Annotated in this window: 19 protein-coding genes and 1 pseudogene; 13 read left to right on the top strand and 7 right to left on the bottom strand. The window is 66.9% G+C overall.

Features of this window, described 5'->3' with window-relative positions:
• Nucleotides 1-46: 46 nt before the first annotated feature.
• Together rho and trxA are read right to left on the bottom strand one after the other, a co-directional pair.
• Nucleotides 47-1921 (bottom strand): transcription termination factor Rho, encoded by a 1875-nt coding sequence (gene rho, locus LN450_RS00475; RefSeq protein ID WP_039417453.1) that lies wholly within the window; start codon nucleotides 1919-1921, stop codon nucleotides 47-49.
• Nucleotides 1922-2136: 215 nt separating this feature from the next.
• Complete coding sequence (gene trxA, locus LN450_RS00480; RefSeq protein WP_005923050.1) at nucleotides 2137-2478, bottom strand: thioredoxin TrxA; 342 nt, start codon at nucleotides 2476-2478, stop codon at nucleotides 2137-2139.
• A gap of 198 nt (nucleotides 2479-2676) precedes the next feature.
• On the opposite strand from trxA, the gene rhlB reads away from it, so the two are divergent.
• The 6 genes from rhlB to rpoH all read left to right on the top strand — a co-directional run bounded on the left by rhlB (nucleotide 2677) and on the right by rpoH (nucleotide 8753).
• Nucleotides 2677-4398 (top strand): ATP-dependent RNA helicase RhlB, encoded by a 1722-nt coding sequence (gene rhlB, locus LN450_RS00485; RefSeq protein ID WP_011348805.1) that lies wholly within the window; start codon nucleotides 2677-2679, stop codon nucleotides 4396-4398.
• A gap of 75 nt (nucleotides 4399-4473) precedes the next feature.
• The gene (gene ftsE / locus LN450_RS00490; protein WP_003484499.1) at nucleotides 4474-5160 is read left to right on the top strand and encodes a cell division ATP-binding protein FtsE; all 687 of its coding nucleotides are present in this window, start codon (nucleotides 4474-4476) and stop codon (nucleotides 5158-5160) included.
• Complete coding sequence (gene ftsX / locus LN450_RS00495) at nucleotides 5157-6107, top strand: permease-like cell division protein FtsX (protein ID WP_011348804.1); 951 nt, start codon at nucleotides 5157-5159, stop codon at nucleotides 6105-6107. Before ftsE ends, ftsX begins: the two co-directional genes overlap by 4 nt.
• 8 nt (nucleotides 6108-6115) lie before the next feature.
• Entirely contained in the window at nucleotides 6116-6958 is an 843-nt protein-coding gene (locus tag LN450_RS00500) for a response regulator (RefSeq protein WP_003484494.1), read from the top strand.
• On the top strand, nucleotides 6955-7680 hold the full coding sequence (ung, locus tag LN450_RS00505; protein WP_011348803.1) for a uracil-DNA glycosylase: 726 nt from the start codon (nucleotides 6955-6957) through the stop codon (nucleotides 7678-7680). Before LN450_RS00500 ends, ung begins: the two co-directional genes overlap by 4 nt.
• A gap of 197 nt (nucleotides 7681-7877) precedes the next feature.
• Nucleotides 7878-8753 (top strand): RNA polymerase sigma factor RpoH, encoded by an 876-nt coding sequence (rpoH, locus tag LN450_RS00510; protein ID WP_005911428.1) that lies wholly within the window; start codon nucleotides 7878-7880, stop codon nucleotides 8751-8753.
• Nucleotides 8754-8831: 78 nt separating this feature from the next.
• Here the strand turns inward: rpoH and LN450_RS00515 are convergent, their stop codons facing one another.
• Both LN450_RS00515 and LN450_RS00520 read right to left on the bottom strand, forming a co-directional pair.
• Nucleotides 8832-9446 (bottom strand): trimeric intracellular cation channel family protein, encoded by a 615-nt coding sequence (locus tag LN450_RS00515; protein WP_011348802.1) that lies wholly within the window; start codon nucleotides 9444-9446, stop codon nucleotides 8832-8834.
• A gap of 50 nt (nucleotides 9447-9496) precedes the next feature.
• Entirely contained in the window at nucleotides 9497-10789 is a 1293-nt protein-coding gene (locus LN450_RS00520) for an NAD(P)/FAD-dependent oxidoreductase (protein ID WP_039417459.1), read from the bottom strand.
• Between the two features lie 118 nt (nucleotides 10790-10907).
• Here LN450_RS00520 and LN450_RS00525 point away from each other — a divergent pair, with 118 nt between their 5' ends.
• The 3 genes and pseudogenes from LN450_RS00525 (at nucleotide 10908) to LN450_RS00535 (ending at nucleotide 12917) form a co-directional block, all read left to right on the top strand.
• Nucleotides 10908-11438, top strand: coding sequence for a hypothetical protein (locus tag LN450_RS00525; protein WP_039417461.1), 531 nt, complete (start codon nucleotides 10908-10910; stop codon nucleotides 11436-11438).
• Nucleotides 11435-12262, top strand: a complete 828-nt coding sequence (locus tag LN450_RS00530; protein WP_039417462.1) for an NYN domain-containing protein — start codon at nucleotides 11435-11437, stop codon at nucleotides 12260-12262. Before LN450_RS00525 ends, LN450_RS00530 begins: the two co-directional genes overlap by 4 nt.
• A 2-nt stretch (nucleotides 12263-12264) precedes the next feature.
• A pseudogene (locus tag LN450_RS00535) lies at nucleotides 12265-12917 on the top strand (glutathione S-transferase family protein).
• A 382-nt stretch (nucleotides 12918-13299) separates the two neighbouring features.
• Here LN450_RS00535 and LN450_RS00540 read toward each other — a convergent pair.
• Nucleotides 13300-15522, bottom strand: a complete 2223-nt coding sequence (locus LN450_RS00540) for a primosomal protein N' (protein WP_011348797.1) — start codon at nucleotides 15520-15522, stop codon at nucleotides 13300-13302.
• Nucleotides 15523-15991: 469 nt separating this feature from the next.
• Between LN450_RS00540 and LN450_RS00545 the strand changes: the two genes are divergently transcribed.
• Together LN450_RS00545 and LN450_RS00550 are read left to right on the top strand one after the other, a co-directional pair.
• Nucleotides 15992-17017, top strand: coding sequence for a hypothetical protein (locus LN450_RS00545; protein ID WP_011348796.1), 1026 nt, complete (start codon nucleotides 15992-15994; stop codon nucleotides 17015-17017).
• Nucleotides 17001-17603 (top strand): DUF3106 domain-containing protein, encoded by a 603-nt coding sequence (locus tag LN450_RS00550; protein ID WP_039417463.1) that lies wholly within the window; start codon nucleotides 17001-17003, stop codon nucleotides 17601-17603. Before LN450_RS00545 ends, LN450_RS00550 begins: the two co-directional genes overlap by 17 nt.
• 172 nt (nucleotides 17604-17775) lie before the next feature.
• Here the strand turns inward: LN450_RS00550 and LN450_RS00555 are convergent, their stop codons facing one another.
• Nucleotides 17776-18942, bottom strand: a complete 1167-nt coding sequence (locus LN450_RS00555) for a DUF3667 domain-containing protein (protein ID WP_228733788.1) — start codon at nucleotides 18940-18942, stop codon at nucleotides 17776-17778.
• Between the two features lie 268 nt (nucleotides 18943-19210).
• Between LN450_RS00555 and LN450_RS00560 the strand changes: the two genes are divergently transcribed.
• Nucleotides 19211-20587: an MATE family efflux transporter gene (locus LN450_RS00560; protein ID WP_011348793.1), complete on the top strand. Its 1377-nt coding sequence runs from the start codon at nucleotides 19211-19213 to the stop codon at nucleotides 20585-20587.
• An 84-nt stretch (nucleotides 20588-20671) separates the two neighbouring features.
• On the top strand, nucleotides 20672-22573 hold the full coding sequence (gene sppA, locus LN450_RS00565; protein WP_011348792.1) for a signal peptide peptidase SppA: 1902 nt from the start codon (nucleotides 20672-20674) through the stop codon (nucleotides 22571-22573).
• 293 nt (nucleotides 22574-22866) lie between these two features.
• Here the strand turns inward: sppA and LN450_RS00570 are convergent, their stop codons facing one another.
• Nucleotides 22867-23082: a hypothetical protein gene (locus LN450_RS00570; RefSeq protein ID WP_008572026.1), complete on the bottom strand. Its 216-nt coding sequence runs from the start codon at nucleotides 23080-23082 to the stop codon at nucleotides 22867-22869.
• Nucleotides 23083-23238: the final 156 nt, after the last annotated feature.

Raw genomic sequence — 23238 nt, forward strand, 5'->3', positions numbered from 1 at the left:
AAGCCCCGCAATGCGGGGCTTTTTCGTCTCGATAAACCGACTGAACTCAGCGCTTCATCGAACTGAAGAACTCGTCGTTGGACTTGGTGGTCTTCATCTTGTCCAACAGGAATTCCATTGCCGCGATTTCGTCCATCGGGTGCAGCAGCTTGCGCAGGATCCAGATCTTCTGCAGCAGTTCCGGCTCGATCAACAGATCTTCGCGGCGCGTGCCCGAACGGTTGATGTCGATTGCCGGGTACACGCGCTTTTCGGTGATGCGACGGTTCAAGTGCACTTCGCTGTTGCCGGTGCCCTTGAACTCTTCGTAGATCACCTCGTCCATCTTGCTGCCGGTTTCCACCAGCGCCGTGGCGATGATGGTCAGCGAGCCACCTTCTTCCACGTTACGCGCCGCACCGAAGAAACGCTTCGGGCGGTGCAGGGCGTTGGCGTCCACACCGCCGGTGAGCACCTTGCCGGAGCTGGGCACCACGTTGTTGTAGGCGCGCGCCAGGCGGGTGATGGAGTCCAGCAGGATCACCACGTCCTTCTTGTGCTCGACCAGGCGCTTGGCCCGCTCGATCACCATCTCGGCGACCTGCACGTGACGCGCAGCCGGCTCGTCGAACGTGGAGGAGATGACTTCGCCGCGCACGGTGCGCTGCATTTCGGTCACTTCTTCCGGACGCTCGTCGATGAGCAGCACGATCATGTGCACTTCGGGATGATTGGTGGTGATGGCCGTGGCCACCTGCTGCATCATCATCGTCTTACCGGCCTTGGGCGGGGAGACGATCAGCGCACGCTGACCCTTGCCCTGCGGTGCCATCAGATCCAGGATGCGGCCGGTGATGTCCTCGGTGGAGCCATCGCCACGCTCCAGACGGAAGCGGCGGCGCGGGAACAGCGGGGTCAGGTTCTCGAACAGGACCTTGTTCTTGCTCGCTTCCAGCGGCTCGCCGTTGATGGTGTCGACGATCGACAGCGCGAAATAGCGTTCGCCGTCCTTGGGGAAGCGGATGCGGCCGGACAGGTGGTCGCCGGTGCGCAGGTTGAAGCGACGGATCTGGCTGGGCGAGATATAGGTATCGTCCGGGCCGGCCAGGTAGCTGGCTTCTGCGGCACGCAGGAAACCGAAGCCGTCGGGCAGGATTTCCAGCACGCCGTCGGCGGCAACGCCTTCACCGTGACGGGTCAGCACCTTGAGCAGGGCGAAGATCACGTCCTGCTTGCGCGCACGCGCCACGCCTTCCTGGATGTTGAGCTGGTCGGCGATGTCCAGCAGCTTCTGCGCCGGCATCCGCTTGAGGTCGCTCAGCGAATACACCGGAAAACCTTCCGGCACGGCCGGATGCGGACGCGCGATGAACGGCTCGTTGCTGCCGTCGGACGAGGGCATGCCGCCGTCGTTGCCGAAGCGGTCGCGCGGGCCGCGGTCGCGGCGGTTGCGGAACCGGTCACGGCGGTTGCCCTGCTGGTTCTGGCCTTGCTGGTTTTGTCCCTGACTCTGACCGCCCTGGCCTTGCTGATTCTGGCCGGCGTTCTGGTTCTGGTTCTGGCCCTGCTGCTGACCTTGGCCCTGGTTCTGGCCTTGATTCTGGTTCTGCTGTTGCTGCGCCTGGTTGAAGCGCTGCTGCTGCGACTGGCCAACCTCGCGGGGCTCGCCGTGGGTGTCGCCGCCGTGGCTGGCGCTGGGCGCCTGACCGGCGTGTGCGCCATCGCTGGACGTCTGCGCCGGTGCCGGATCGGCAGCGCGCGACGGTGCCTGCGGGGCACGGGGTGCTTCGGGTGCGGGACTGGTGGGCAAGGGCAGGTTGGCCTGCTGTGCGCCAGCCTCTTCAGTGGCGGCGGCGGTCTTGCTCACGCGCGGCTTGCGCACGCGCTTCTCGACGGGAGCGTCGACGCTGCTCCCGGTATCGGAGGAAGGATGATCGGACAAGTGCGTGATTCCTCGCTAAGGTGCGAGCGCCCAACTAGGGGCGAACTGGTGGTAGATGGGAGTCTAGAAGAGCTTCTAGAGGGGTGCGGCGGCGCACGAACGTGCGCCGGACCAACTGACACTATCACCGCCGCGCGTGACCGCGCAAGCGTCTTCCCGGGCATGATTTAACTGCCGGCGCATCATCGGGCGCCCATTGCTGGACGCCCGCCTGCTCAGGCGGCCGCGCCACCCAGGGTCTTGTCGATCATCTGGGTCAGCTGGCCCTTGCCGACGGCGCCGATCTGGGTCGCCTGCACCTGCCCGTCCTTGAACAGCAACAGCATCGGGATCGAGCGCACGTGGTACTTGATGGCCAGCGCACGGTTCTGGTCCACATTCACCTTGGCGACCTTGAGGCGGCCCTGATAGGTGTCGGCCAGATCGTCCAGCACCGGGGCGATCATCTTGCACGGGCCGCACCACTCGGCCCAGAAATCCACCAGAACCGGTTCGCCCGATTGCAGTACAGCTGTGTCGAAGTCGGCATCGCCGACATGTTGAACCTTATCGCTCACCTTGGGTCTCCTGGAAACCAAAACGGCCCACCCGAACGGGCAGGCCGCTACATTGCGCTAAACTGGGGCATTGCGCGACTGAATCAAGTGTCAGTCCTGAAGCCGCGCTGTCCGCCACAACAGCCGCAGTTTGCGACGCTGTCGGCATCGATGCAAGCCGCGCCCGGGCTGCCCAGGGCGCCTCACGAAGACGGAATAATGAGCGACAAACCGCTGACCGATGTGACCTTTTCCTCGTTCGATCTGCATCCGGCCTTGATCGCCGGGCTGGAGAGCGCCGGGTTTACCCGCTGTACCCCGATCCAGGCGCTGACCTTGCCGGTCGCGCTGCCGGGCGGCGATGTCGCCGGCCAGGCCCAGACCGGTACCGGCAAGACCTTGGCGTTCCTGGTCGCGGTGATGAATCGGCTGCTGATCCGCCCGGCCCTGGCCGACCGCAAGCCGGAAGACCCGCGCGCGCTGATCCTGGCGCCGACCCGCGAGCTGGCGATCCAGATCCACAAGGACGCAGTGAAGTTCGGCGCCGACCTTGGCCTGCGCTTTGCGCTGGTCTATGGCGGGGTGGATTACGACAAACAGCGCGAACTGTTGCAGCAGGGCGTGGACGTGATCATCGCCACCCCGGGCCGCCTGATCGACTACGTCAAGCAGCACAAGGTGGTCTCGCTGCACGCCTGCGAGATCTGCGTGCTGGACGAGGCCGACCGCATGTTCGACCTGGGCTTCATCAAGGACATCCGCTTCCTGCTGCGGCGCATGCCCGAGCGCGGCACCCGGCAGACGTTGTTGTTCTCGGCCACGCTCAGCCACCGCGTGCTGGAGCTGGCCTACGAGCACATGAACGAGCCGGAAAAGCTGGTCGTCGAAACCGAAAGCATCACCGCTGCGCGGGTGCGCCAGCGCATCTATTTCCCCTCCGACGAAGAGAAGCAGACGCTGCTGTTGGGCTTGCTGTCGCGCAGCGAAGGCGCGCGCACCATGGTGTTCGTCAATACCAAGGCGTTCGTGGAGCGCGTGGCGCGCACCCTGGAGCGGCACGGCTACCGGGTCGGCGTGCTGTCGGGCGATGTGCCGCAGAAGAAGCGCGAGTCGCTGCTCAACCGCTTCCAGAAAGGCCAGCTCGAAATCCTGGTCGCCACCGACGTGGCTGCGCGCGGTCTGCATATCGATGGCGTCAAGTACGTCTACAACTACGACTTGCCGTTCGACGCCGAAGACTACGTCCATCGCATCGGCCGCACCGCACGCCTGGGCGAGGAAGGCGATGCGATCAGCTTCGCCTGCGAACGCTATGCGATGAGCCTGCCGGACATCGAGGCCTATATCGAGCAGAAGATCCCGGTCGAGCCGGTGACGTCCGAACTGCTGACGCCGCTGCCGCGTGCGCCACGCGTGCCGGTGGAAGGCGAAGAGGCCGACGACGACGCTGGCGACAGCGTGGGCACGATCTTCCGCGAAGCGCGCGAGCAGCGCGCCGCCGAAGAACAGCGTCGCGGTGGCGGGCGCAGTGGTTCGGGCGGGTCGCGCAGCGGCAGTGGCGGTGGCGGTGGTCGCCGCGAAGGCGCCGGTGCCGATGGCAAGCCGCGTCCGCGTCGCAAGCCACGGGTGGAAGGCCAGGCGCCTGCAACTGCGGCGTCGACCGAACATCCGGTCGTTGCCGCAGCGGCGGGACAGGCACCTTCCGCGGGCGTGGCCGATGCCGAGCGCGCGCCACGCAAGCGTCGGCGTCGTCGTAACGGTCGTCCGGTCGAGGGTGCCGAGCCGGCAGTGGCATCCACGCCGGTTCCCGCACCTGCCGCACCGCGTAAGCCCACCCAGGTGGTTGCCAAGCCGGTGCGTGCCGCCGCCAAGCCGTCGGGCAGCCCCTCGCTGCTCAGCCGGATCGGCCGCCGACTGCGTTCGCTGGTCTCAGGCAACTGACCGTTTGCGGCACTGATCGCATCGCCGCGCATCGGCGATGCGACGCAAGCACTGACGCTCCGGCATAATCGCTGAATGACCGTTCTGCGTTTCGACAACGTCAGCAAGCACTACGCCGGTGGCCACCAGGCGCTGACCGATGTCAGCTTCGAAGTGGCCGATGGCGAGATGCTGTTCGTGACCGGCCACTCCGGCGCCGGCAAAAGTACCTTGCTCAAATTGATCCACCTCAGCGAACGCCCGAGTCAGGGCGCGGTACTGCTGGGCGAACGTAACCTGCTCAAGGTACGTGGCCGGCAGATTCCGCTGCATCGGCGCCAGGTGGGTGCGGTCTATCAGGACCACCGTCTGCTCAACGACCGCAGCATCGCCGAGAACGTGGCCCTGCCGCTGATCTTGCGCGGCACCCGGCGTGCCGAGATCGGCAAGCGCGTGCGCTCGGCATTGGAGCGCATCGGTCTGGCCCATCGCGAGAAAGCCCTGCCGTCGCAATTGTCTGCCGGCGAGCAGCAACGCGTGGGCATCGCGCGCGCCATCGTCGGCGAGCCGCGGCTGCTGGTGGCCGATGAGCCCACCGGCAATCTCGACCCGGCACTGGCCGCGGAAATCATGCAGTTATTCGCCGAACTTCCGGCCCGTGGCACCAGCGTGCTGGTGGTCAGCCACGACCTGGCGCTGCTCAAGCAGATGCGCAAGCGCGTGCTGATCCTGGATCACGGCCGCCTGGTCGACGACATCTCGCCGCAGGACCTGGCCGAATGAGCAAGCCCGCCAATACCGAAACCGTCGCGCCGTCGCGGCTCGGCGTCTGGATCGACCACCATCTGCACAGCATTGCCTTCAGCCTGGGCCGTGCGATGCGCAAGCCGTGGGCCACGTTGCTGACCATCGTGGTGATGGCCCTGGCGCTGGCCCTGCCGCTGGGGCTGTCGATCGCACTGGATAACGTCAAGCTGCTGGCCGGCAGCGTGCAGCAGTCGCGCGAGATCAATCTGTTTCTGAAGGTCGACGTGGCTACCGAGGCGGCGCAGGCGCTGGCCGGCGAGCTGCGTGCACGCCCGGATGTCGCCAAGGTCACGCTGCGCACGCCGGAGCAGGGCTTGGCCGAGCTGCGCGAGAGCGCCAAGCTCGATGAAGCGGCCGATGCGCTGGGCGACAACCCGCTGCCCACCTTGCTGATCGTCACTCCCGCCGATGCGACCGACGACGCGCAGCTGGCCAGTGCGCTGCAGGCGCTGCCGCAGACCGATCAGGTGCAGCACGACGCGCTGTGGCGCAAGCGCCTGGATGGCTGGCTGCACTTCGGCGAGCGCCTGGTCCAGGTGTTGTCTGCCCTGCTCGGGATCGGTGCGGTGCTGGTGGTCGGCAACACCGTGCGGCTGGACATTCAGTCGCGGCGCGAAGAAATCGGCGTGCTGCAGTTGCTCGGCGCCAGCGATGGCTTCATCCGCCGCCCGTTTTTGTATCTGGGCGCGTGGTACGGACTCGGCGCCGGCGCTGTCGCGCTCGCTCTGATCGCCGCCTCGGGCCTGGCATTGCGTGCGCCGTTGGCGACATTGGCCGACAGTTACGGCAGTTCTTTTACCCTGCACGGGCTGGATCTGTTGCATTCTGCGATGGTGCTGGTCGGCACCTTAGTCCTGGGTTGGTTGGGTGCCTGGCTGGTGACCGGCCATTTCCTTCGCCAGACCCGTCCTACCGAGACCTGAGGCCTGCCATGCATCCACCAGATCTCAAACACCTGATCAGCGACGCACCGCGCGTGATGGTGGTCGATGGTTCCAAGTTGGTGCGCAAGCTGATTGCCGACGTGCTCAAGCGCGACCTGCCCAATGTGCAGGTGATCGGCTGTTCCAACATTGCCGAAGCGCGGCAGGCGCTGGAAGCCGGCGCCGTGGATCTGGTCACCACCTCGCTGTCGCTGCCCGATGGCGACGGCCTGACCCTGGCGCGCAGCGTGCGCGAAACCGCCGGGCAGGCCTATGTACCGGTGATCGTGGTCTCCGGCGATGCGCAGCAGCATCTGGTGGAGCGCCGTTTCACCGAGTACGTCACCGATTATTTCGACAAGGCGCTGGGCCATGAAGCCCTGGCGACCTTCATCCGCGGCTACGTGCAGCCCGAGCCGGTGGTGGGGGCGACCGTGCTCTACATCGAAGACAGCCGCGTGGTGGCCGAGGCGACCAAGCGCATGCTCGAACGGCAGAGCCTGAAAGTGGTGCACGTGCTCACCGCCGAAGATGCCTTTGCGCTGCTCACCGCCGAATCGCTGGGCCGCACCGAACGCCGCATCGACGTGGTGCTCACCGACGTGACCCTCAAAGGCGAGCTCAACGGCCGCGACGTGGTCGAGCGTATCCGCATCGATTTCGCCTACGGCAAGCGCCGCCTGCCGGTGCTGGTGATGACCGGCGACACCAACCCGCGCAATCAATCCGACTTGCTGCGGGCCGGTGCCAACGATCTGGTGCAGAAACCGATCGAAGAGCGCCTGCTGGTGACCAAGGTGTTGTTCCAGCTGCGCCTGGCACGCCTGGAGGATCAGGCTGTCACGCTATGACTGAAGGGGAGGGACGCATCCAGCTGGAACCGTCGTGGAAGGCAAGAGTGGGCGACTGGCTGCTGCGCCCGCAGATGCAGGAGCTGTCGGCATTCCTGCGCCAGCGCAAGGCGGCCGGAGCACGGGTGTTTCCGCCCGGCCCGCAGATCTTCGCCGCCTTCGACGCCACCCCGTTCGAACAGGTCAAGGTGGTGATCCTGGGCCAGGACCCGTATCACGGCGAAGGTCAGGCGCATGGGCTGTGCTTCTCGGTATTGCCCGGCGTGCCGGTGCCGCCGTCGCTGCTCAACATCTACAAGGAGATCCAGGACGACCTGGGGATCGCGCGGCCGGATCACGGCTACCTGATGCCCTGGGCGCGCCAGGGCGTGCTGCTGCTCAATGCCGTGCTGACGGTGGAGCAGGGGCGCGCCGGCGCCCACCAGAACAAGGGCTGGGAAGGCTTCACCGATCATGTGGTGGACACCCTCAACCGCGAGCGCGAAGGGCTGGTGTTTCTGCTGTGGGGCAGCTATGCGCAGTCCAAGGGCAAGGTCATCGACCAGGCACGCCATCGGGTCTTGAAGGCGCCGCATCCTTCGCCGCTTTCGGCGCACCGCGGCTTCCTGGGCTGCCGGCATTTTTCCAAGACCAACGACCATTTGCGGCGGCGTGGTCTGAGCCCGATCGACTGGTCGCTGCCACCGCGCAGCGCACTGGACACCACCTCCACCGGCGCCTGAACGACGCTGCGGCATCCTGGTGCGCAACCAATTTGTCACGGTTTGCACAGGGGCTTGGTGATACCGTAAGCTTCGAATTTGGGGTGCCGGGCTGTAGAACACCGGTGATGCCAAAGACCCGAACGTTCTATAAATGGAATGCTGGGAACTCTTTCTGTACCCGGCAGTCCAATAGTTCGACTGCTAAGATGGTGCCTATGAACCAGACTACCTCGACTGCCCTTGTGGCAAACAATCTCCCGATTCCCAGTGCGCTCGGTTCGCTGGACGCCTACATCGGTGCCGTGCACCAGATCCCGGTGCTGTCGGTCGATGAGGAGCAGGATCTGGCCCGTCGCTTCCGCGACGAGCTGGACCTGGACGCCGCGCGCGAACTGGTCCATTCCCACCTGCGCTTCGTGGTGCACGTGGCCCGCGGCTACAACGGCTACGGCCTGCCGCTGGGCGACCTGATCCAGGAAGGCAATATCGGCCTGATGAAGGCGGTCAAGCGCTTCGACCCGGACATGGGCGTGCGCCTGGTCAGCTTCGCGGTGCACTGGATCCGTGCCGAGATGCACGAGTTCATCCTGAAGAACTGGCGCATCGTCAAGGTCGCCACCACCAAGGCGCAGCGCAAGCTGTTCTTCAACCTGCGCAAGTCCAAGACCCGTCTGGGCTGGCTCAATGCGTCGGAAGTGACTGCGGTTGCCAAGGACCTGAACGTCTCCGAGCGTGAAGTGATGGAGATGGAGTCGCGGCTGTCCGGTCGCGATATCGGTTTCGACGCGTCGTCGGACGAAGACGACGATCACGGCCCGCCGTCGCCGGTGAGCTATCTGGTCGCCAATGAAGAAGACCCGTCGCAGGCGTACGAGCGTCACGACAGCGAAGACAACCAGCTGCAGCTGCTGCGCGAAGGCATGGCTGGACTGGACGCGCGCTCGCGCGACATCGTCAAGCGCCGTTGGCTGGATTCCGATTCCAAGGTGACGCTGCAGGAACTGGCAGACGAATACGGCGTCTCGGCCGAGCGTATCCGCCAGATCGAAGCCAATGCGCTGAAGAAGATGAAGGCGCTGTTCGTCGCCTGACCCTGTCGGTCTTGCGCGAGTGGTTGTACAGACGGCCCGGTTTTCCGGGCCGTTTGCATATGTGGTGTTACGCGATTGCTACTCCGGCGGGCGCGCCACCGGCAGATGCCAGCCGTAGCGGATGGCCATGAAGCGCAGGCCGAAACACACGCCGGCGCCGGTCGCCAACGACCAGGCCTGCGGCACATCCAGGACGTGCCCGATCGCGACCAGCCCGCCACCGGCGAGCGCGGCGACCGCATACAGTTCGGCCTGCAACACCACCGGCGTGCGTGCCACCAGCAGATCGCGCGCGATGCCTCCGCCGATGCCGCTGAGCATGCCCAGCAGCGTCGCGCTGAGTGGGCTGAGGTGATAGTCCAGCGCCTTGCTGGTGCCGTAGACCGCAAACAGCGCCAATCCGGCCGCATCGAAGAGTTGCACCGGGTTGCGCAGCCGCTCCACCGCTGCATGCCAATAGAACCCGGCCACGCCGGCCAGGCAGGCCACCAGCAGATACTGCGGCTGCACCAGCGCGGCCGGCGGGGTGGCGCCGATCAGCACATCGCGCACGATGCCGCCGGACACCGCTGCCGCGCAGGAGAGCACCAGCACGCCGAACAGGTCCAGGCGGTTGCGCACCGCCAAGGTCGCGCCGCTCAGGGCGAACACGAAGGTGCCGAGCAGATCCAGCAGGAACAGGACAGTTGCCACGATCGGGTCGTCGAATCAGGCCGCACAGCATCGCACGGCCTGGGCCGCTATCACCCGTCCTTGCTGCTGGGCGGCGGGTCGTCGGCGGCGCCGCCGAAGATGATGCGTGCGGCGCGCTGGTAGCTCCAGTACGCCATCGCCCAGTTCACCAGCACCACGAACCGGTTGCGGAAGCCGATCAGAAAGTACACGTGCGCAGCCAGCCAGAACCACCAGGCGACGATGCCGGACAACTTGAGCTTGCCCACATGCACGATGGCGGCCATGCGGCCGATCGTGGCCAGGTTGCCGTAGTCCTGGTAGCGAAACGCCGGGGCGGTCTGGCCGCGCTGCCGCGCCCGGATCGCCTTGGCGATGTGCTTGCCCATCTGCTTGGCGGCCGGCGCTACGCCCGGCACCGGGCGGCCGTCCTGCTGCACCGAGGCCAGATCGCCGCCGACGAAGATGTCCGGGTGGCCCGGTACGCTGAGGTCGGCCTCGACCAGCACGCGGCCGGCGCGATCCAGCGGCACGCCCAGCGTACGCGCCAGCGGCGAGGCGGCCACGCCGGCGGCCCACACCACGGTGCGTGCCGGCACGAAGGTGTCGCCGAGCTGGTAGCCCAAGACATCGATCTGCGTGACCGGAGTTCCGGTGTGCACCTCCACGCCCAGACGTTCCAGCTGCTTGCGCGCCTTGGCAGTGAGATCTTCCGGAAACGAGGGCAGCACGCGCGGACCGGCTTCGACCAGGCGCACACGCGCCTGCCGCGGGTCGATGTGGCGGAACTCGTTCTTGAGCGTGTGGCGGGCGATTTCGGCCAGGGTGCCGGCCAGTTCAACGCCGGTGGGCCCGCCGCCGACCACGGCAAAGCTCAGCCAGGCGGCGCGTGCGGCGGGGTCGGATTCGGCTTCTGCGCGTTCGAAGGCCAGCAGCAGCTTGCGCCGCAGCACCAGCGCGTCGTACAGCGTTTTCAGGCCGGGAGCGTGTTCGGCCCATTGGTCGTTACCGAAATAGGCATGGGTGGCGCCGGTGGCCAGCAGCAGCATGTCGTAGCCGAGCGTGCTGCCATCGGCCAACACCACCTCGCGGCGGTCTGGTGCGATATCGGTGACATCGCCGAGCAGTACTTCGACATTGCGTTGCTCGCGCAGGATGTGCCGGAGCGGCGCGGCGATGTCCGGTGCCGACAAACCGGCGGTGGCCACCTGGTACAGCAGCGGCTGGAACAGGTGGTGGTTCTGGCGGTCGACCAGGGTGATGCGGATGCCGGGGTCGTCGAGCGCGCGGGTCGCCCATAAGCCGGCGAATCCGCCGCCGACCACAACCAGATGCAGCGGAGCTTGGGAGGGGGGAGAGGTCATCGTGAGGTCCGATGGAGTGCGACGCGGGCCCATCAGGATGCCGCATCGGCAATGAACATGCCGCGTGAGCGCGGCCCGCCTGCGGCATCATGTCGCATCTCCCGCTTCCGGCCACCCCATGTCCTCGCTCCCGCCGCCGTTGCCGCCGTTGTCGTCTGTGCCACCCGCTGCACCGTCGCCGGCAGCTGTCGCCCCAAAGTCGCTCAGTAGTGTGGCGATCGGGCTGATTGGCGTGGCGACGTGCGTGGTGCTGATGGCGATGCTGGTGTTTGGCGCGCTCATCTGGCTGATGTCGACCGGTTGGTCGTTGTTTGCCGATCAGGCGCGCAGTGCGCTACAGGCCGATGCCGTGGTGCAGGAACATATCGGGCAGATCCGCGACATGCGGGTGGATCTGTATCGCACCAGTCTGGCACCGGGGAGCGATGAGTTCGTGTTCGATGTGCAAGGCGATCGCGGCACCGGGCGCGTGCACGCCACCTGGGTCAGCGACGGTGCCGAACGCGAGATCCTGAGTACGGGCGTGCTCACGCTGCGCGATGGTACCGAGTACACATTGCCGGCCGAGACCGACGTGGAGGAGAGTGAGATGGACACCGACACCGACACCGACTTCAAGACCGAATCTGCGAACTCCCTGGAGCAATGAGCATGATCGACAACCCCGACAAACGCATCGCGCTGCTGATCGATGCGGACAATGCGCCGGCCGGCAAGATCGACGTGGTGCTGGCCGAAGTGGCGCGCTACGGCGTGGCCAACGTGCGCCGCGCCTACGGCAACTGGAAGAGCCCGCACTTGAAAGGTTGGGAGGCGGCATTGCACGACTACGCGATCCGGCCCATCCAGCAATTTGCCTACAGTTCCGGCAAGAACGCCTCGGACATGGCGATGGTGATCGATGCGATGGACCTGTTGTACGCGCGCAATCTGGATGGATTTGCGATCGTCTCCAGCGATGCCGACTTCACGCCGCTGGTGATGCGGCTGCTGACCGACGGCATGAAGGTCTATGGCTTCGGCGAGAAGAAGACACCGGCGCCATTCGTCAATGCGTGCTCCAAGTTCACCTATGTCGAGGCGCTCGGGCAACAGGCTGCAGCGGCCAGCGAAACGGCTGCCGGTCGCAAGGACGCCACCGCATTACGCAGCGATACGCGTCTGGTCCAAATGCTACGCAATGCGATCGTCAGCGCCTGCGAAGACGATGGTTGGGCGCTGCTGAGTGCGGTCGGCAAGCAGGTGGCCAACCAGGCCTCGTTCGATCCACGCAACTATGGCTATCGCAAACTCAGCGATCTGGTACGCGCGATCGGCTTGTTCGAGATCAGGCAGGACGAACAGGCCTTGTGGGTGCGCGACTCGCCCAAGGGTGGGCGTGGCAAGCCGGCGCAGCCCACCGCTGCGACGGCACGCCCCGCGGCTGCCAAGCGCTCGGCGCGTGCGCCAGCCAAGCCTGTAGCAGGGAGCTGAGCATGCCGCAGGACGTACGTTTGCCCGCCGCACCGACGGCTGCTATCACACTGTGGGGCCGGCGCAATTCCAGCAATGTGCGCAAGGTGTTGTGGTGCGCCGAAGAAGCCGGCGTGGCCTATACCTCGATCGAAGTCGGCGGCGCATTCGGCGGCAACGACACGCCGGCGTATCGCGCGCTGAACCCGAATGGTGTGGTGCCGACCTTGCAGGATGGTGCGCTGGTGCTGTGGGAATCCAATGCGATCGTGCGCTACCTGGCCGCCCAGTACGCGCCTGCGTTGTATCCACACTCGCCGCCCGAGCGCGCGCTGGGCGATCGCTGGATGGACTGGACCACATCGACGTTTGCCGGAGTATTTCGCGATCTGTTTTGGGGCGTGCTGCGCACACCGGAGCACGAGCGCGATCATGTATTGCCGCTGCGCTGGCGCAGTCAGGCGAACTGCTCGCGCGCGCCGATGCGGCATTGGCGCAGCAGCCATATCTGTCCGGCGAGCAATTTGCGATGGGCGATATTCCGCTGGGCAGCTTTATCTACGCGTGGTTCGAAATGCCGATCGAGCGCCCCGAATTGCCGCATCTGCGTGCGTGGTACGAACGCCTGCGCGCACGGCCGGCGTACCAGCGTGCGGTGATGACGGCGCTGACCTGAGTATCGAGATTCCTCTTGGGCCGGCGTGGTTCATGGCAGGCGCCGCACGCGCTGCCGAGCTCACGCGTTGTTGCAAGCGCGTGGATCTTGTACGTCGCGCGGCCAAGCAGCTCGCGCTTTCTGTAGGAGCGCACTTGTGCGCGATGGCATTGCCAGTAAGGCCCCATCGCGCGCAAGCGCGCTCCTACAAAAGCGTGATGACACGTGCAGCCTGTTGGCTCGCGTTTGTTCGTAGGAGCGCACCCGGCGCGAGGGCATTCCCGGTAACGCCACATCGCGCCCAGGGGCGCTCCTACAAAAGATCACGCCACGCGCGATTAAGGACCTTGGCACAGCGCGCAAACATGGGTCTGGCTGCTGCCCCGCCTGCGATACGCCCGCCCTAATACAAGTCGATCGGGTCCACATCCAGCGACCAGCGTACACGGCGGGCTTGCGGTAGCGCATAGATGGCCGGCAGTTGGGTGTCGAGCAGGCGATGCAATGCCGCGCGTTGTTGCGCCGACAACAGCAGCTGCGTGCGCTGGAAACCGGCGCGGCGCGGCATCGGTGCCGGCATCGGGCCGTAGCATTCCACTGCGGCAAACGCCGGCGATTGCGTGCCGGGGTCGGCGCTGGTCAAACCGCGCACCGCCAGCAGGAATTGATTGGCTGCGGCCACATCCTTGGCTTCGGCACGGAACAAGGCCAGGTGCGCGAAGGGAGGGAATCCGGCCGCTTCGCGCTGCTGCAGTTCGGCGTCGGCGAAGGCGTGGTAGCCGCCATTGACCAGGGTCTGCAGCAACGGGTGTTCGGGGTGATGGGTCTGCAACCAGACTTCGCCCGGCCGGTCGGCACGCCCGGCGCGTCCGGCCACCTGGATCAACTGCTGGGCCAGTTTCTCCGCGGCGCGGAAGTCGGCCGAGAACAGGCCTTCGTCGATGCCGACCACCACCACCATGGTCAGCCGTGGCAGGTCGTGGCCCTTGGCCAGGATCTGCGTGCCCACCAGGATGCCGGCCTCGGTGCCGAGCCGGGCGAGCTGGGTTTCCAGTGCGTCGCGACGCTGGGTGGTGCTGCGGTCGATGCGCACCACCGGGACGTCCGGAAACGCCTCGGTCAGGCGTTCTTCCAGTCGCTCGGTGCCGATGCCCTGCGGCTGCAGCGCGAGGCTGGCGCAGGCCGGGCAGGCCAGCGGTGCAGGTTGGCGCGCGCCGCAATGGTGGCACTGCAGACGGCGGCCGCCGGCATGCACGGTCATCGGGGTCTGGTGCAGCGGCGTGCTGCAGCGCTGGCAGGCCGCGGTCCAGCCGCAGTCGTGGCACAGCAGCACGGGTGCATAGCCGCGGCGGTTCTTGAACACCAGGACCTGTTCGCCGCGCGCCAGGGTGGCGCCGATACCGGCCAGCACCTCGGGCGACAGGCCGTCCTTGAGCGGGCGCTTGCGCACGTCGAGCACGCGTACGCGCGGCGGGCGCGCTTCGCCGGCGCGCCGCGACAGGCGCAGATGCTGGTAGCGGCCGGAATAGGCGTTGTGCAGGCTTTCCAGCGATGGCGTTGCACTGCCCAGGATCACCGGCACATCCAGCGCCTTGCCGCGTACCAGGGCGAAATCGCGCGCGTGATAGCGGATGCCGTCCTGCTGCTTGTAGCTGCCGTCGTGCTCTTCGTCGATCACGATCAGGCCGGCGTTGGGCAGCGGGGTGAACACCGCCGAGCGGGTGCCGACGATCAGCTTGGCCTCGCCGCGCCAGGCCGCCGCCCACACCCGCGCGCGTTCGCCATCGGACAGCCCCGAATGCAGCGCGTGCACCGGCACGCCCAGGCGGGCGCGGAAGCGGCCCAGGGTCTGCGGAGTCAGGCCGATCTCCGGTACCAGCACCAACGCCTGCTTGCCGGCGGCCAGGCAGTCGGCGATCGCCTGCAGGTAGACCTCGGTCTTGCCGCTGCCGGTGACGCCGTCGAGCAGGTAGGTGGCAAAGCCACTGTGCGCACGGATCGCGGTGGCGGCGGCCTGCTGTTCGTCGTTGAGCGGCGGGCCGCTGCCGGGACGGGGCGGGATGCTGTCGGCCGGCACCGCCACGCGCTCGGCGTAGTGGCGTTTGGCCAGGCTGCGCGCTGCCTGCCGCCATTGCGGCAGTAGTGGATCCAGTTGCTCTTCGCCCACTGCGCCGGTGAGCAGCAGGGTCGCCAACAGGGCGGGACGGCTGCCCGCGCGCAGGCTGGCGGCACCGCTGTGGCCGGCTTCGGTCAGCTGCCAGGCCCAGGCGTGGGTGTCGGCCAGCGGTTCGCCGCGGCGCAGCGGGCCGGGCAGGGCGCTGGTCTGGGCCTCGCCGAGCGGAGCGTGGGTGTAGCGGGCCAGCCAGTGCAGCGAGCGGGCCAGTTCATCCACCAGCAGCGGAGCCTGGTCGCACCACGCCAGTGCCGGGCGCAAGCCGTCGGCCGCGGGCAGTTGCCCGATCTCCACCACCACCCCGACCAACTCGCGTGGCCCGAACGGCACCCGCACCCGGCAGCCGACCCGCGCCGGGTCCGTCAACGGCGCATCGGTCGGAGGCAGATAGTCGAACAATTGGGGCAGCGGCACCGGCAAGGCGACGCGCAGGGTGGCGACGGTCGAAGTCATCCGACCAGTCTACCGACCCTGTCCAGAGGCCGGCGGCCGCCCCCAAATCGGCCCGAATCCAACCCGAGGCAGCGGCCGCGTTTCTGTGACGGAAGTGATAAATACGACGTAAACCTATGTGAGGGTTAAGGAAACGGGTTTATCCACACTGGCTGTGGATAAACCTGTGAATTAGTGTCGTGCTCCACGCTGTGACGATGGATTCACTAGCCTCTGCAACCTCTTGGACATTTTTTAGCCAACATGCATAAGTCAATAAATTTCAATCACTTAGGCGTGAAACACGAATGCAACAAAGAAAAAACAACAGTTGACAGACGCCTGCGTATCGGTATGTCTGCCGCTGTGCACAACCCGCCGCGGCGGCAGGCACGGCCGGTGTGAAGGCGGAGCGGGGCCGGGCCGATCTGTCAAGCAGTCGGCGGGGGCCAATCGCGTCGGTATCATGCCGGCCGATGCTGGAGTTCTCATGACCGTAGTCCCCGACGCCCCCGTGACCCCTGCCGCGCTATCTGCCTTCTTGCGCGGTGTCGAACGCCGGGGTCTGGTGCTCGCACAATTGCAATGCGGCGACGTGGCCGCCGCCGAGCGCGCACTCGCAGCGGCCTTGCGCGCCTTCAGCAGCCAGGCGGCAGGTCGGCCGATGGCAGGCTGGCCGATGCGCTTCTGGAGCCTGCTGGCCACCGCGCCACCGCTGCGGCGCGAGCCGATGCCGGGCACGTGGCTGCCCCCATTCACTGTCTTGGGCCGGATGCAGACTGCCGACCGCCTGGCGCTGCTGCTGCGGATCGTGGCCGGGCTGGAAGAAGGCGTGGCCAGCGAGGTGCAAGGCGTCGAAGCGGCGGACTACCGGCAGTCGCTGGCGCGTGCCTGCCCGCGCGATGCCGCCGGCAATCCGGATGCCCAGGCCTGGCGGGCCCTGGCAGAAGCGGCGCAAGTGGAACTGCGCGACCTGAGCCCGGCCCAGTTGACCCGGCTGAGCCAGCTCCGCGATTCGGCCCTGGCCGGAATGCCGCTCACTGCCGCGCCGGCCGAGCCGGCACCGGCGCCGCGCCGTCCTGCCGCTGCCCGGGCCCGACGGCAATGGCGGTGGCCGCAGCTGGAGCGCCGCCACGCCGGCATGGCGCTGGGCGTGCTGGCGGTGGCACTGCTGCTGGCGGTGTTGGGCTGGTGGTGGGCCCACCGCCGGCCCGCGCTTCCTCCCGAGCCTGTCTCGCAGGCGCCTGCCGGCGTGCTGCACGTGACCGACGCGGCGCCGGTACTGGTGGAGGAACTCCCGGCGGCCGATCTGCCGGATGCCGTGGCCTCGCCGGGCCTGGATCCGCGCGACCAGGCGATGCTGGCCGACCCGGATCTGGAGCTGGCCCGCGCTGCGGACTTCTATGCCTGGTATGCCGCCGGCCACCCGGTGCCGGTTGATGAATCCGGTGCGCATGCCACCGCAGCCGAGCAACCTTCCGCCCCTCTGGAGACGGTCGATGATGAAACCAACTGACTGGTGCGGCCTGCTGCTCTGCGCGTTTGCCGGCGTCGCCGGCGCGCAGCGCTTGCCGACGCCGCTGGAAGAATCGGCCGCTGCGCCGGCCGCGTCCACCTCCGCTGCCGCAGTGCCGAATACATCGCCGAGCGCCGCGCAGCAACGCGCACGCTGGGCGGCGATGACGCCTGCGCAGCAAGCCGAGCTGCGTGCCCGCTATGCCGCCTGGAAGGGGCTGACGGCCACCGACCGGGTGGTGTTGCGCCAGGCACGCGAGCGGCTGCAGGCCTTGCCCGAGGATCAGCAACGCGCGCTGCGCACCCAGTTCGGCGCGATGGATCGCCTGCATCGCGACGGCTGGCGCCTGGGCTCGCAGGTGGGGGCGTTCTATGCCCAGTTGCAGCCGTTGATCGGCTACGTGCAGCCCGCCCAGCGCGAGGCCATGCTGGCCGCGCTGCGCAGCCTGGACGCCGGCCAGCTGGAGCAACTGGCGGTGCTGGCACAGCGCACCCCGCCCCAGGAGCGCGACCGCCTGCGCGAGGCCTTCCTGGCCGAAGCGCCGGCCACGCGCAGCATCTGGTTGAAGCGCCAACTGGCGCGTTGATCGCTCGCGTGCCGTCGGCGCGCGCAATGCCTTTCAGTGTTGCGCCGGTCATATCCGTTCTAGCGGTGCCTGCCCCATAGCGCCGCTTCAGACGCGCCGCACCCAGGCCCGGCATCGCTGCGTCGCGCTGCAATGCGGCTGTCTTCGCGCAACCGTCTGCGCAGTCAGCGCGTCAAAGACGCGCCAGACTGGCCACCATCAACAGCGCCGCGGCCACCGTCACCAACACCAGATACACCCCGCTCAGGCCGATGTACTTGAGCACGGTGACCAGCCAGGACTGCGCGTACACACGCCGCTGCATCCACAACAGATACACCGGCATCCAGAGCGTCAGCCCGAACTGCACGACTCCGATACTCCAGGTGATCGGGCTGGCGACGTGCGCCAGCGCATCGCTGAGCAGCGACAACAGCAGTTGCGTGAGCAGGTTCAGGCACAGGAAGGCGTGGCTATACAGTGCCACCACCAGATGCTCCAGATACACCTGCCCGCTGCGCACGTAGAACACCCGCAACAGCAGTGCAAACAGCGGCACCAGCACCAGCAATGCAGACGGCACCGCTGCGAAGAATGCGTTGTAGAGCAGTTGCGGGTCGCTGCGCAGTCGCGGCAGGTTGTCGCGGATATGGCGAAGTTGGGTATTGATCCAGCGGTTGGCGAACTGCGGTAGTGCCGCATAGTGCAGTGGGTTGCTCACCGGGTCCCACGGCTTGCCCATGACCGAAAAGAACGTGCTGTCGCTGTCTGCCTCTGCGGTGGGCACGGCGCTGGTCGGACGCGCGTCGGCCCGCAGCTGCGTCAGACGACGCTGCGCTTGCGCATTGGCACGCGCGATGCCGGCGTCCACGCGCTCGCGTGCGATGCCGATCGGCACGGCCGCGCGCGTCTGCGTCAGCGCGTCGACCAACTGCCTGCGTACCGCTTCCACCTGCGCTGGCGTGCGTGCCTGTGCGAAATCCTTGGGAACCGTGGTCTGGCTGGTGCCGGGCGCGGCGGCGATATCGCTGTCTGCGGCGGACGCATGCACGGCGATGCGCGCGATGAAGAACGTCAACAAGCTCAGTACCAGGAACAGCCGCATCGGCGCCACGTACCGCACGCGTTGGCCGCCCAGGAAGCGTTGGGCCACGCGTCCGGGCACCAGCAGGTCGCGCAGGGTGCGGAAAATGCGCCCATCCAGATGCCAGAACGACTCGAACACTTCTTCCACCGCATGGGCGACGCTGCGCACCGGGTTGTGCGCGCTTTGCCCGCAGGCGTGGCAGTACGCCCCCTGCAAGGCAGTGGCACAATTTTCGCAGGCTGTGGGAGGGTGCGCGGTCGAATGCAGTGACATGAGCCAGGTCCGGTTGGCGAGTCGGGGAAGGCGCGTTGCCGTCGACCTGATCCCGAAAGAACGGCGTTGGCGCACGCGTACAACGGTCTCCCGCGCCGGCCCGGTTGCAGCAGCCTTCGCGTTTTGCCCGCACACACAGTCGCGCAGCGGGCTCTACCCAGCTGCGCGGCAAGGCCGCAGTCGGAAAGTAGGCGTAAGATAGCCGGCCCGCGCGACCCGGTGCCAGCGCCTCCCGGCACGGCCGTAGTCCGCGCAGCGATCGGTTGTCATGTCTGTTTCTTCTGCACCCCCGTCCGCGACGCCAGGCTTCGCCTCGGAAGTGCGCACCACCGGCCTGCTTGCGTTGCCGCTGGTGCTCGGCCACGTTTCCACCGGCCTGATCGGTTTTGTCGACAACGTCATCGCCGGCCACCACGGCACCGCCACGCTGGCTGCAGTCACCATCGGCACCTCGCTGCTGTGGCTGCCGATGCTGGTGCCGATCGGCACCTTGATCTCGTTGACTGCCTCGGTCTCGCAATTGCTCGGCGCCGGCCGCGAGCGCGAGATCGGGCCGCTGTTCCGGCAGGCGCTGTGGCTGTCGCTGGGGCTGAGTGCGCTGATGTTCGTGTTCCTGAGCGTGGTGCCGCCGTTGCTGCCCACCTTCGGGATTGCAGCGGACATCGTGCCCGGCGCGACCGCGTTCCTGCACGCGGTGCGCTGGGGCGTGCCGGCGCTGACCTTCTACTTCTGCATGCGCTATCTCAGCGAGGGCATGCACTGGACGCTGCCGACCATGCTGCTGGGTTTTGGCGGCCTGCTGGTGCTGGCACCGGTGGGCTATGCGCTGACCTATGGCAAGTTCGGCTTCGCCGAGCACGGTGCCGAAGGGCTGGGCATCGCCTCGGCCATCACCATGTGGGTGCAGGCGAGCGTGTTTGCGCTGTATCTGTGGCGCGCACGGCGGTTTGCGCATCTGCACTTGTTCGCCCACCTGGAAGGACCGCGCTGGCGCGCCATCGGCGAGTTGCTACGCACCGGCTTGCCGATCGGCATCACCGTGTTGATGGAAGGCGGGTTGTTTATCGTCACTGCGTTGTTGATCGGCCGGCTGGGCGCCACCGAAGCGGCCGCGCACCAGATCGCGATCAACGTCGCGCAGTTGTGCTTCATGATCCCGATGGGCGTGGCCGAGGCCACCACCGTGCGCGTGGGCCACGCAGTGGGCCGCGGCGACCCGCTGGCGATGCGGCGCGCGGCCTGGGCCGGCTATGCGATCGTGCTGGGCACCCAAGCGCTGTCGGCCAGCGCACTGTTGCTGGGCCACGATGCCATCGTCGGCGTCTATACCGACGACGTGGCCGTGGCCGCGCTGGCGTCGGTGTTGCTGCTGTTTGCCGCCACGTTCCAGTTTCCCGACGGCATCCAGGTGCTGTCGGCCGGCGCGCTGCGCGGGCTCAAGGACACCCGCGTGCCGATGTTCCTGGCGATGTTTTCGTACTGGGGCGTGGGCATGCCGATCGGCGCCGGGCTCGGCCTGGGGCTGGGCTGGGGACCGAAGGGCATGTGGGTGGGCCTGATCCTGGGCCTGACGGTGGCCTCGATCCTGATGGGGCTGCGCTTCCGCCAGACCAGCCGGCGGCTGACCGCCACCGTGACACCCTGACTTCCAGCGCATGCCGCGCGCGCTGCGCAGCCGGTATGCTGGGCACCATCGATCTGTATGCAGCGTCTTTCGACGGAGCTTTCCATGAACCACCCCGTGCGTCGCAATCCCATCGCCAGCTTCTTCGTCGGCCTGTGGGATGTGATGAATTTCACCCGGCGCCTGATTTTCAACCTGGTGTTCTTCGGTTTCCTGTTCCTGCTGCTGCTGGTGTTCGTGGTGGCGCTGGCGCGTGGCGATGGCACCAAGCCGCTGGCCGAGCGCACCACCCTGGTGATCAACCCGGAAGGCACGCTGGTCGAACAATTCAGTGCCGACCCGGTCAGCCGGTCGCTGGCCAAGGCGGTCGGCGACAAGAGCGCCGAAGAAGTGCAACTGCGCGACCTGGTGCGCGTGATCGAGGCGGCGGGCAAGGACCGCAAGATCGAGCGCGTGCTGTTGAACCTGGACAAGCTGCAACCGTCCGGATTTGCTTCCCAACGCGAAGTGGCCGTCGCATTGCAGAAGTTGCGCGCCTCCGGCAAGCAGATCGTGGCCTTCAGCGAGAGCATGAGCCAGGGCCAGTACCTGCTCGCCGCACAGGCCAACGAGGTGTATCTGGACCCGATGGGCAGCGTGTTGCTGGAAGGCCTTGGCCGCTATCGCCAGTACTTCCGCGAAGGCCTGCAGGACAAGCTCGGCGTGGACGTGCATCTGTTCCGCGTCGGCGAGTACAAGTCTGCAGCCGAGCCGTACATCCTGGACGCGGCCTCGGCCGATGCCAAGGAAGCGGATTTGTTCTGGATGAACGATGTGTGGCATCGCTATCTGGCCGACGTGGGCACCGCGCGCAAGCTGAGCCCGGCGCAGCTGGCTGCCGGCATCGACACGCTGCCCGAAGGCGTGGCCGCCGCCGGTGGCGACCTCGCCAAGTTCGCGCTGCAACAGAAGCTGGTGGACGGGCTCAAGACGCGCGAAGAAGTCGATGCGCTGCTGGTCAAGCGCGGTGTGGCCGACAGCGATGCCGACAGCGGTTTCCGCAATATCGGGTTCAACGATTATCTGAGCCAGCTGCAGGCGCAGCGTTCGCCGATGGACAGTCGCCCGCAGGTGGCGGTGGTCGTGGCGGCGGGCGAGATCAGCGGTGGCGAACAGCCGGCCGGACGCATCGGTGGCGAGTCTACGGCGGCGCTGTTGCGCCAGGCGCGCGACGACGAGGAAGTGAAGGCGGTGGTGCTGCGCGTGGATTCGCCCGGTGGCGAAGTCTTCGCCTCCGAGCAGATCCGCCGCGAAGTGGTTGCGCTCAAGCAGGCCGGCAAGCCGGTGGTGGTGTCGATGGGCGATCTGGCCGCGTCCGGCGGTTACTGGATCAGCATGAATGCCGATCGCATCTACGCCGACCCGTCGACCATCAGCGGCTCCATCGGCATCTTCGGCATGGTGCCGAACCTGACCCGCGCGCTGGACAAGATCGGCGTGCACACCGACGGCGTGGCCACCACGCGGTTCGCCGGTGCGTTCGACATCACCCGTCCGCTGGATCCGGCTGCCGGCCAGGTCATCCAGGCGGTGATCAACAAGGGCTACGCCGACTTCACCGGCAAGGTGGCGCAGGCGCGTCACCAGTCGGTGGAGGCGATCGACAAGGTGGCGCGTGGCCGTGTGTGGAGCGGCGCGCAGGCCAAGGAGCGTGGATTGGTGGATGCGTTCGGCGGCATGTCCGAAGCGGTCGCCGATGCGGCCGACCGCGCCAAGCTGAGCCGCGGCAAGTTCCGCGTGCGCTATGTGGAAAAGCCGGCCACGCCGTTCTCGCAGTTCATGAGCGGGTTTGCCGGCAGCCGCATGGGCGCCTGGATGCTGAGCGACTCGGGCATGGCGCGCGCGCTGCTGGCCCGCTCGTTGCCGGAAGTGGATACGCAGCTGCGCTTTGTCGAAAGCGCCGTGCACGACAGCAAGGCAGGCGGCACGCCGGTCAAGTCGCTGGCCTACTGCTTCTGCGGGTTCTGACGCGTTGCGCTCAGTGCGCACTTGATGCATCGACAACGCCGGCCATGTGCCGGCGTTGTTGTGCGCGCGCGGATGATGCGGTGGTTTGAACGGCCGAACGAACGAAGCAGACGGCAAGACCCACGCAGCAATCGTCGAGCGCGCAACCATCAGCCACTCGCATCGCGCATGTCGTGCTGAGTGCAGTTACAGCCTTGGCAGGCGTTCACCGGTGGCTATTGGCACATCCGTGCGCTGATTGGCACCAACTGCAGGCGCTTCAGGGCGCCAGTTCACCGGTTGCCGAGGTTTTGCTACTGCGTGGCGGCATCGATCGCCTTGCGCTGATCGTCGGCCGCCTGGTCGGTTGCGGCCTGCACCGCGTGCGCCTTGTTCAACGGTTGCTGGATGTGGCCGCGCAAGGCGGTGGCTTGCGGATCGGGCTTCTGATCGGTGGGCGCGGGCTGCGGCCGCTGACAGGCGCCCAGCGACAACGCCAGACCAACCGCAAGCATCCAATGCATCTTCATCGTCGTGACCTCGCTTGGGGTGGCGTTATCCTAGAGCGTGTTATGTACGTTGAGGTGAGTGCGAAGCGTCCTGGCGCGTCGCGACAAGGCGCGCAAAGCGGTATCGGTGCGCCACAGGACGCTTCCCGGCGGGTTGGCCGCCAGCGGCATGGAGCA

Origin of the sequence: Xanthomonas euvesicatoria pv. euvesicatoria, from assembly GCF_020880415.1 — a bacterium.
Taxonomy (GTDB): domain Bacteria; phylum Pseudomonadota; class Gammaproteobacteria; order Xanthomonadales; family Xanthomonadaceae; genus Xanthomonas; species Xanthomonas euvesicatoria.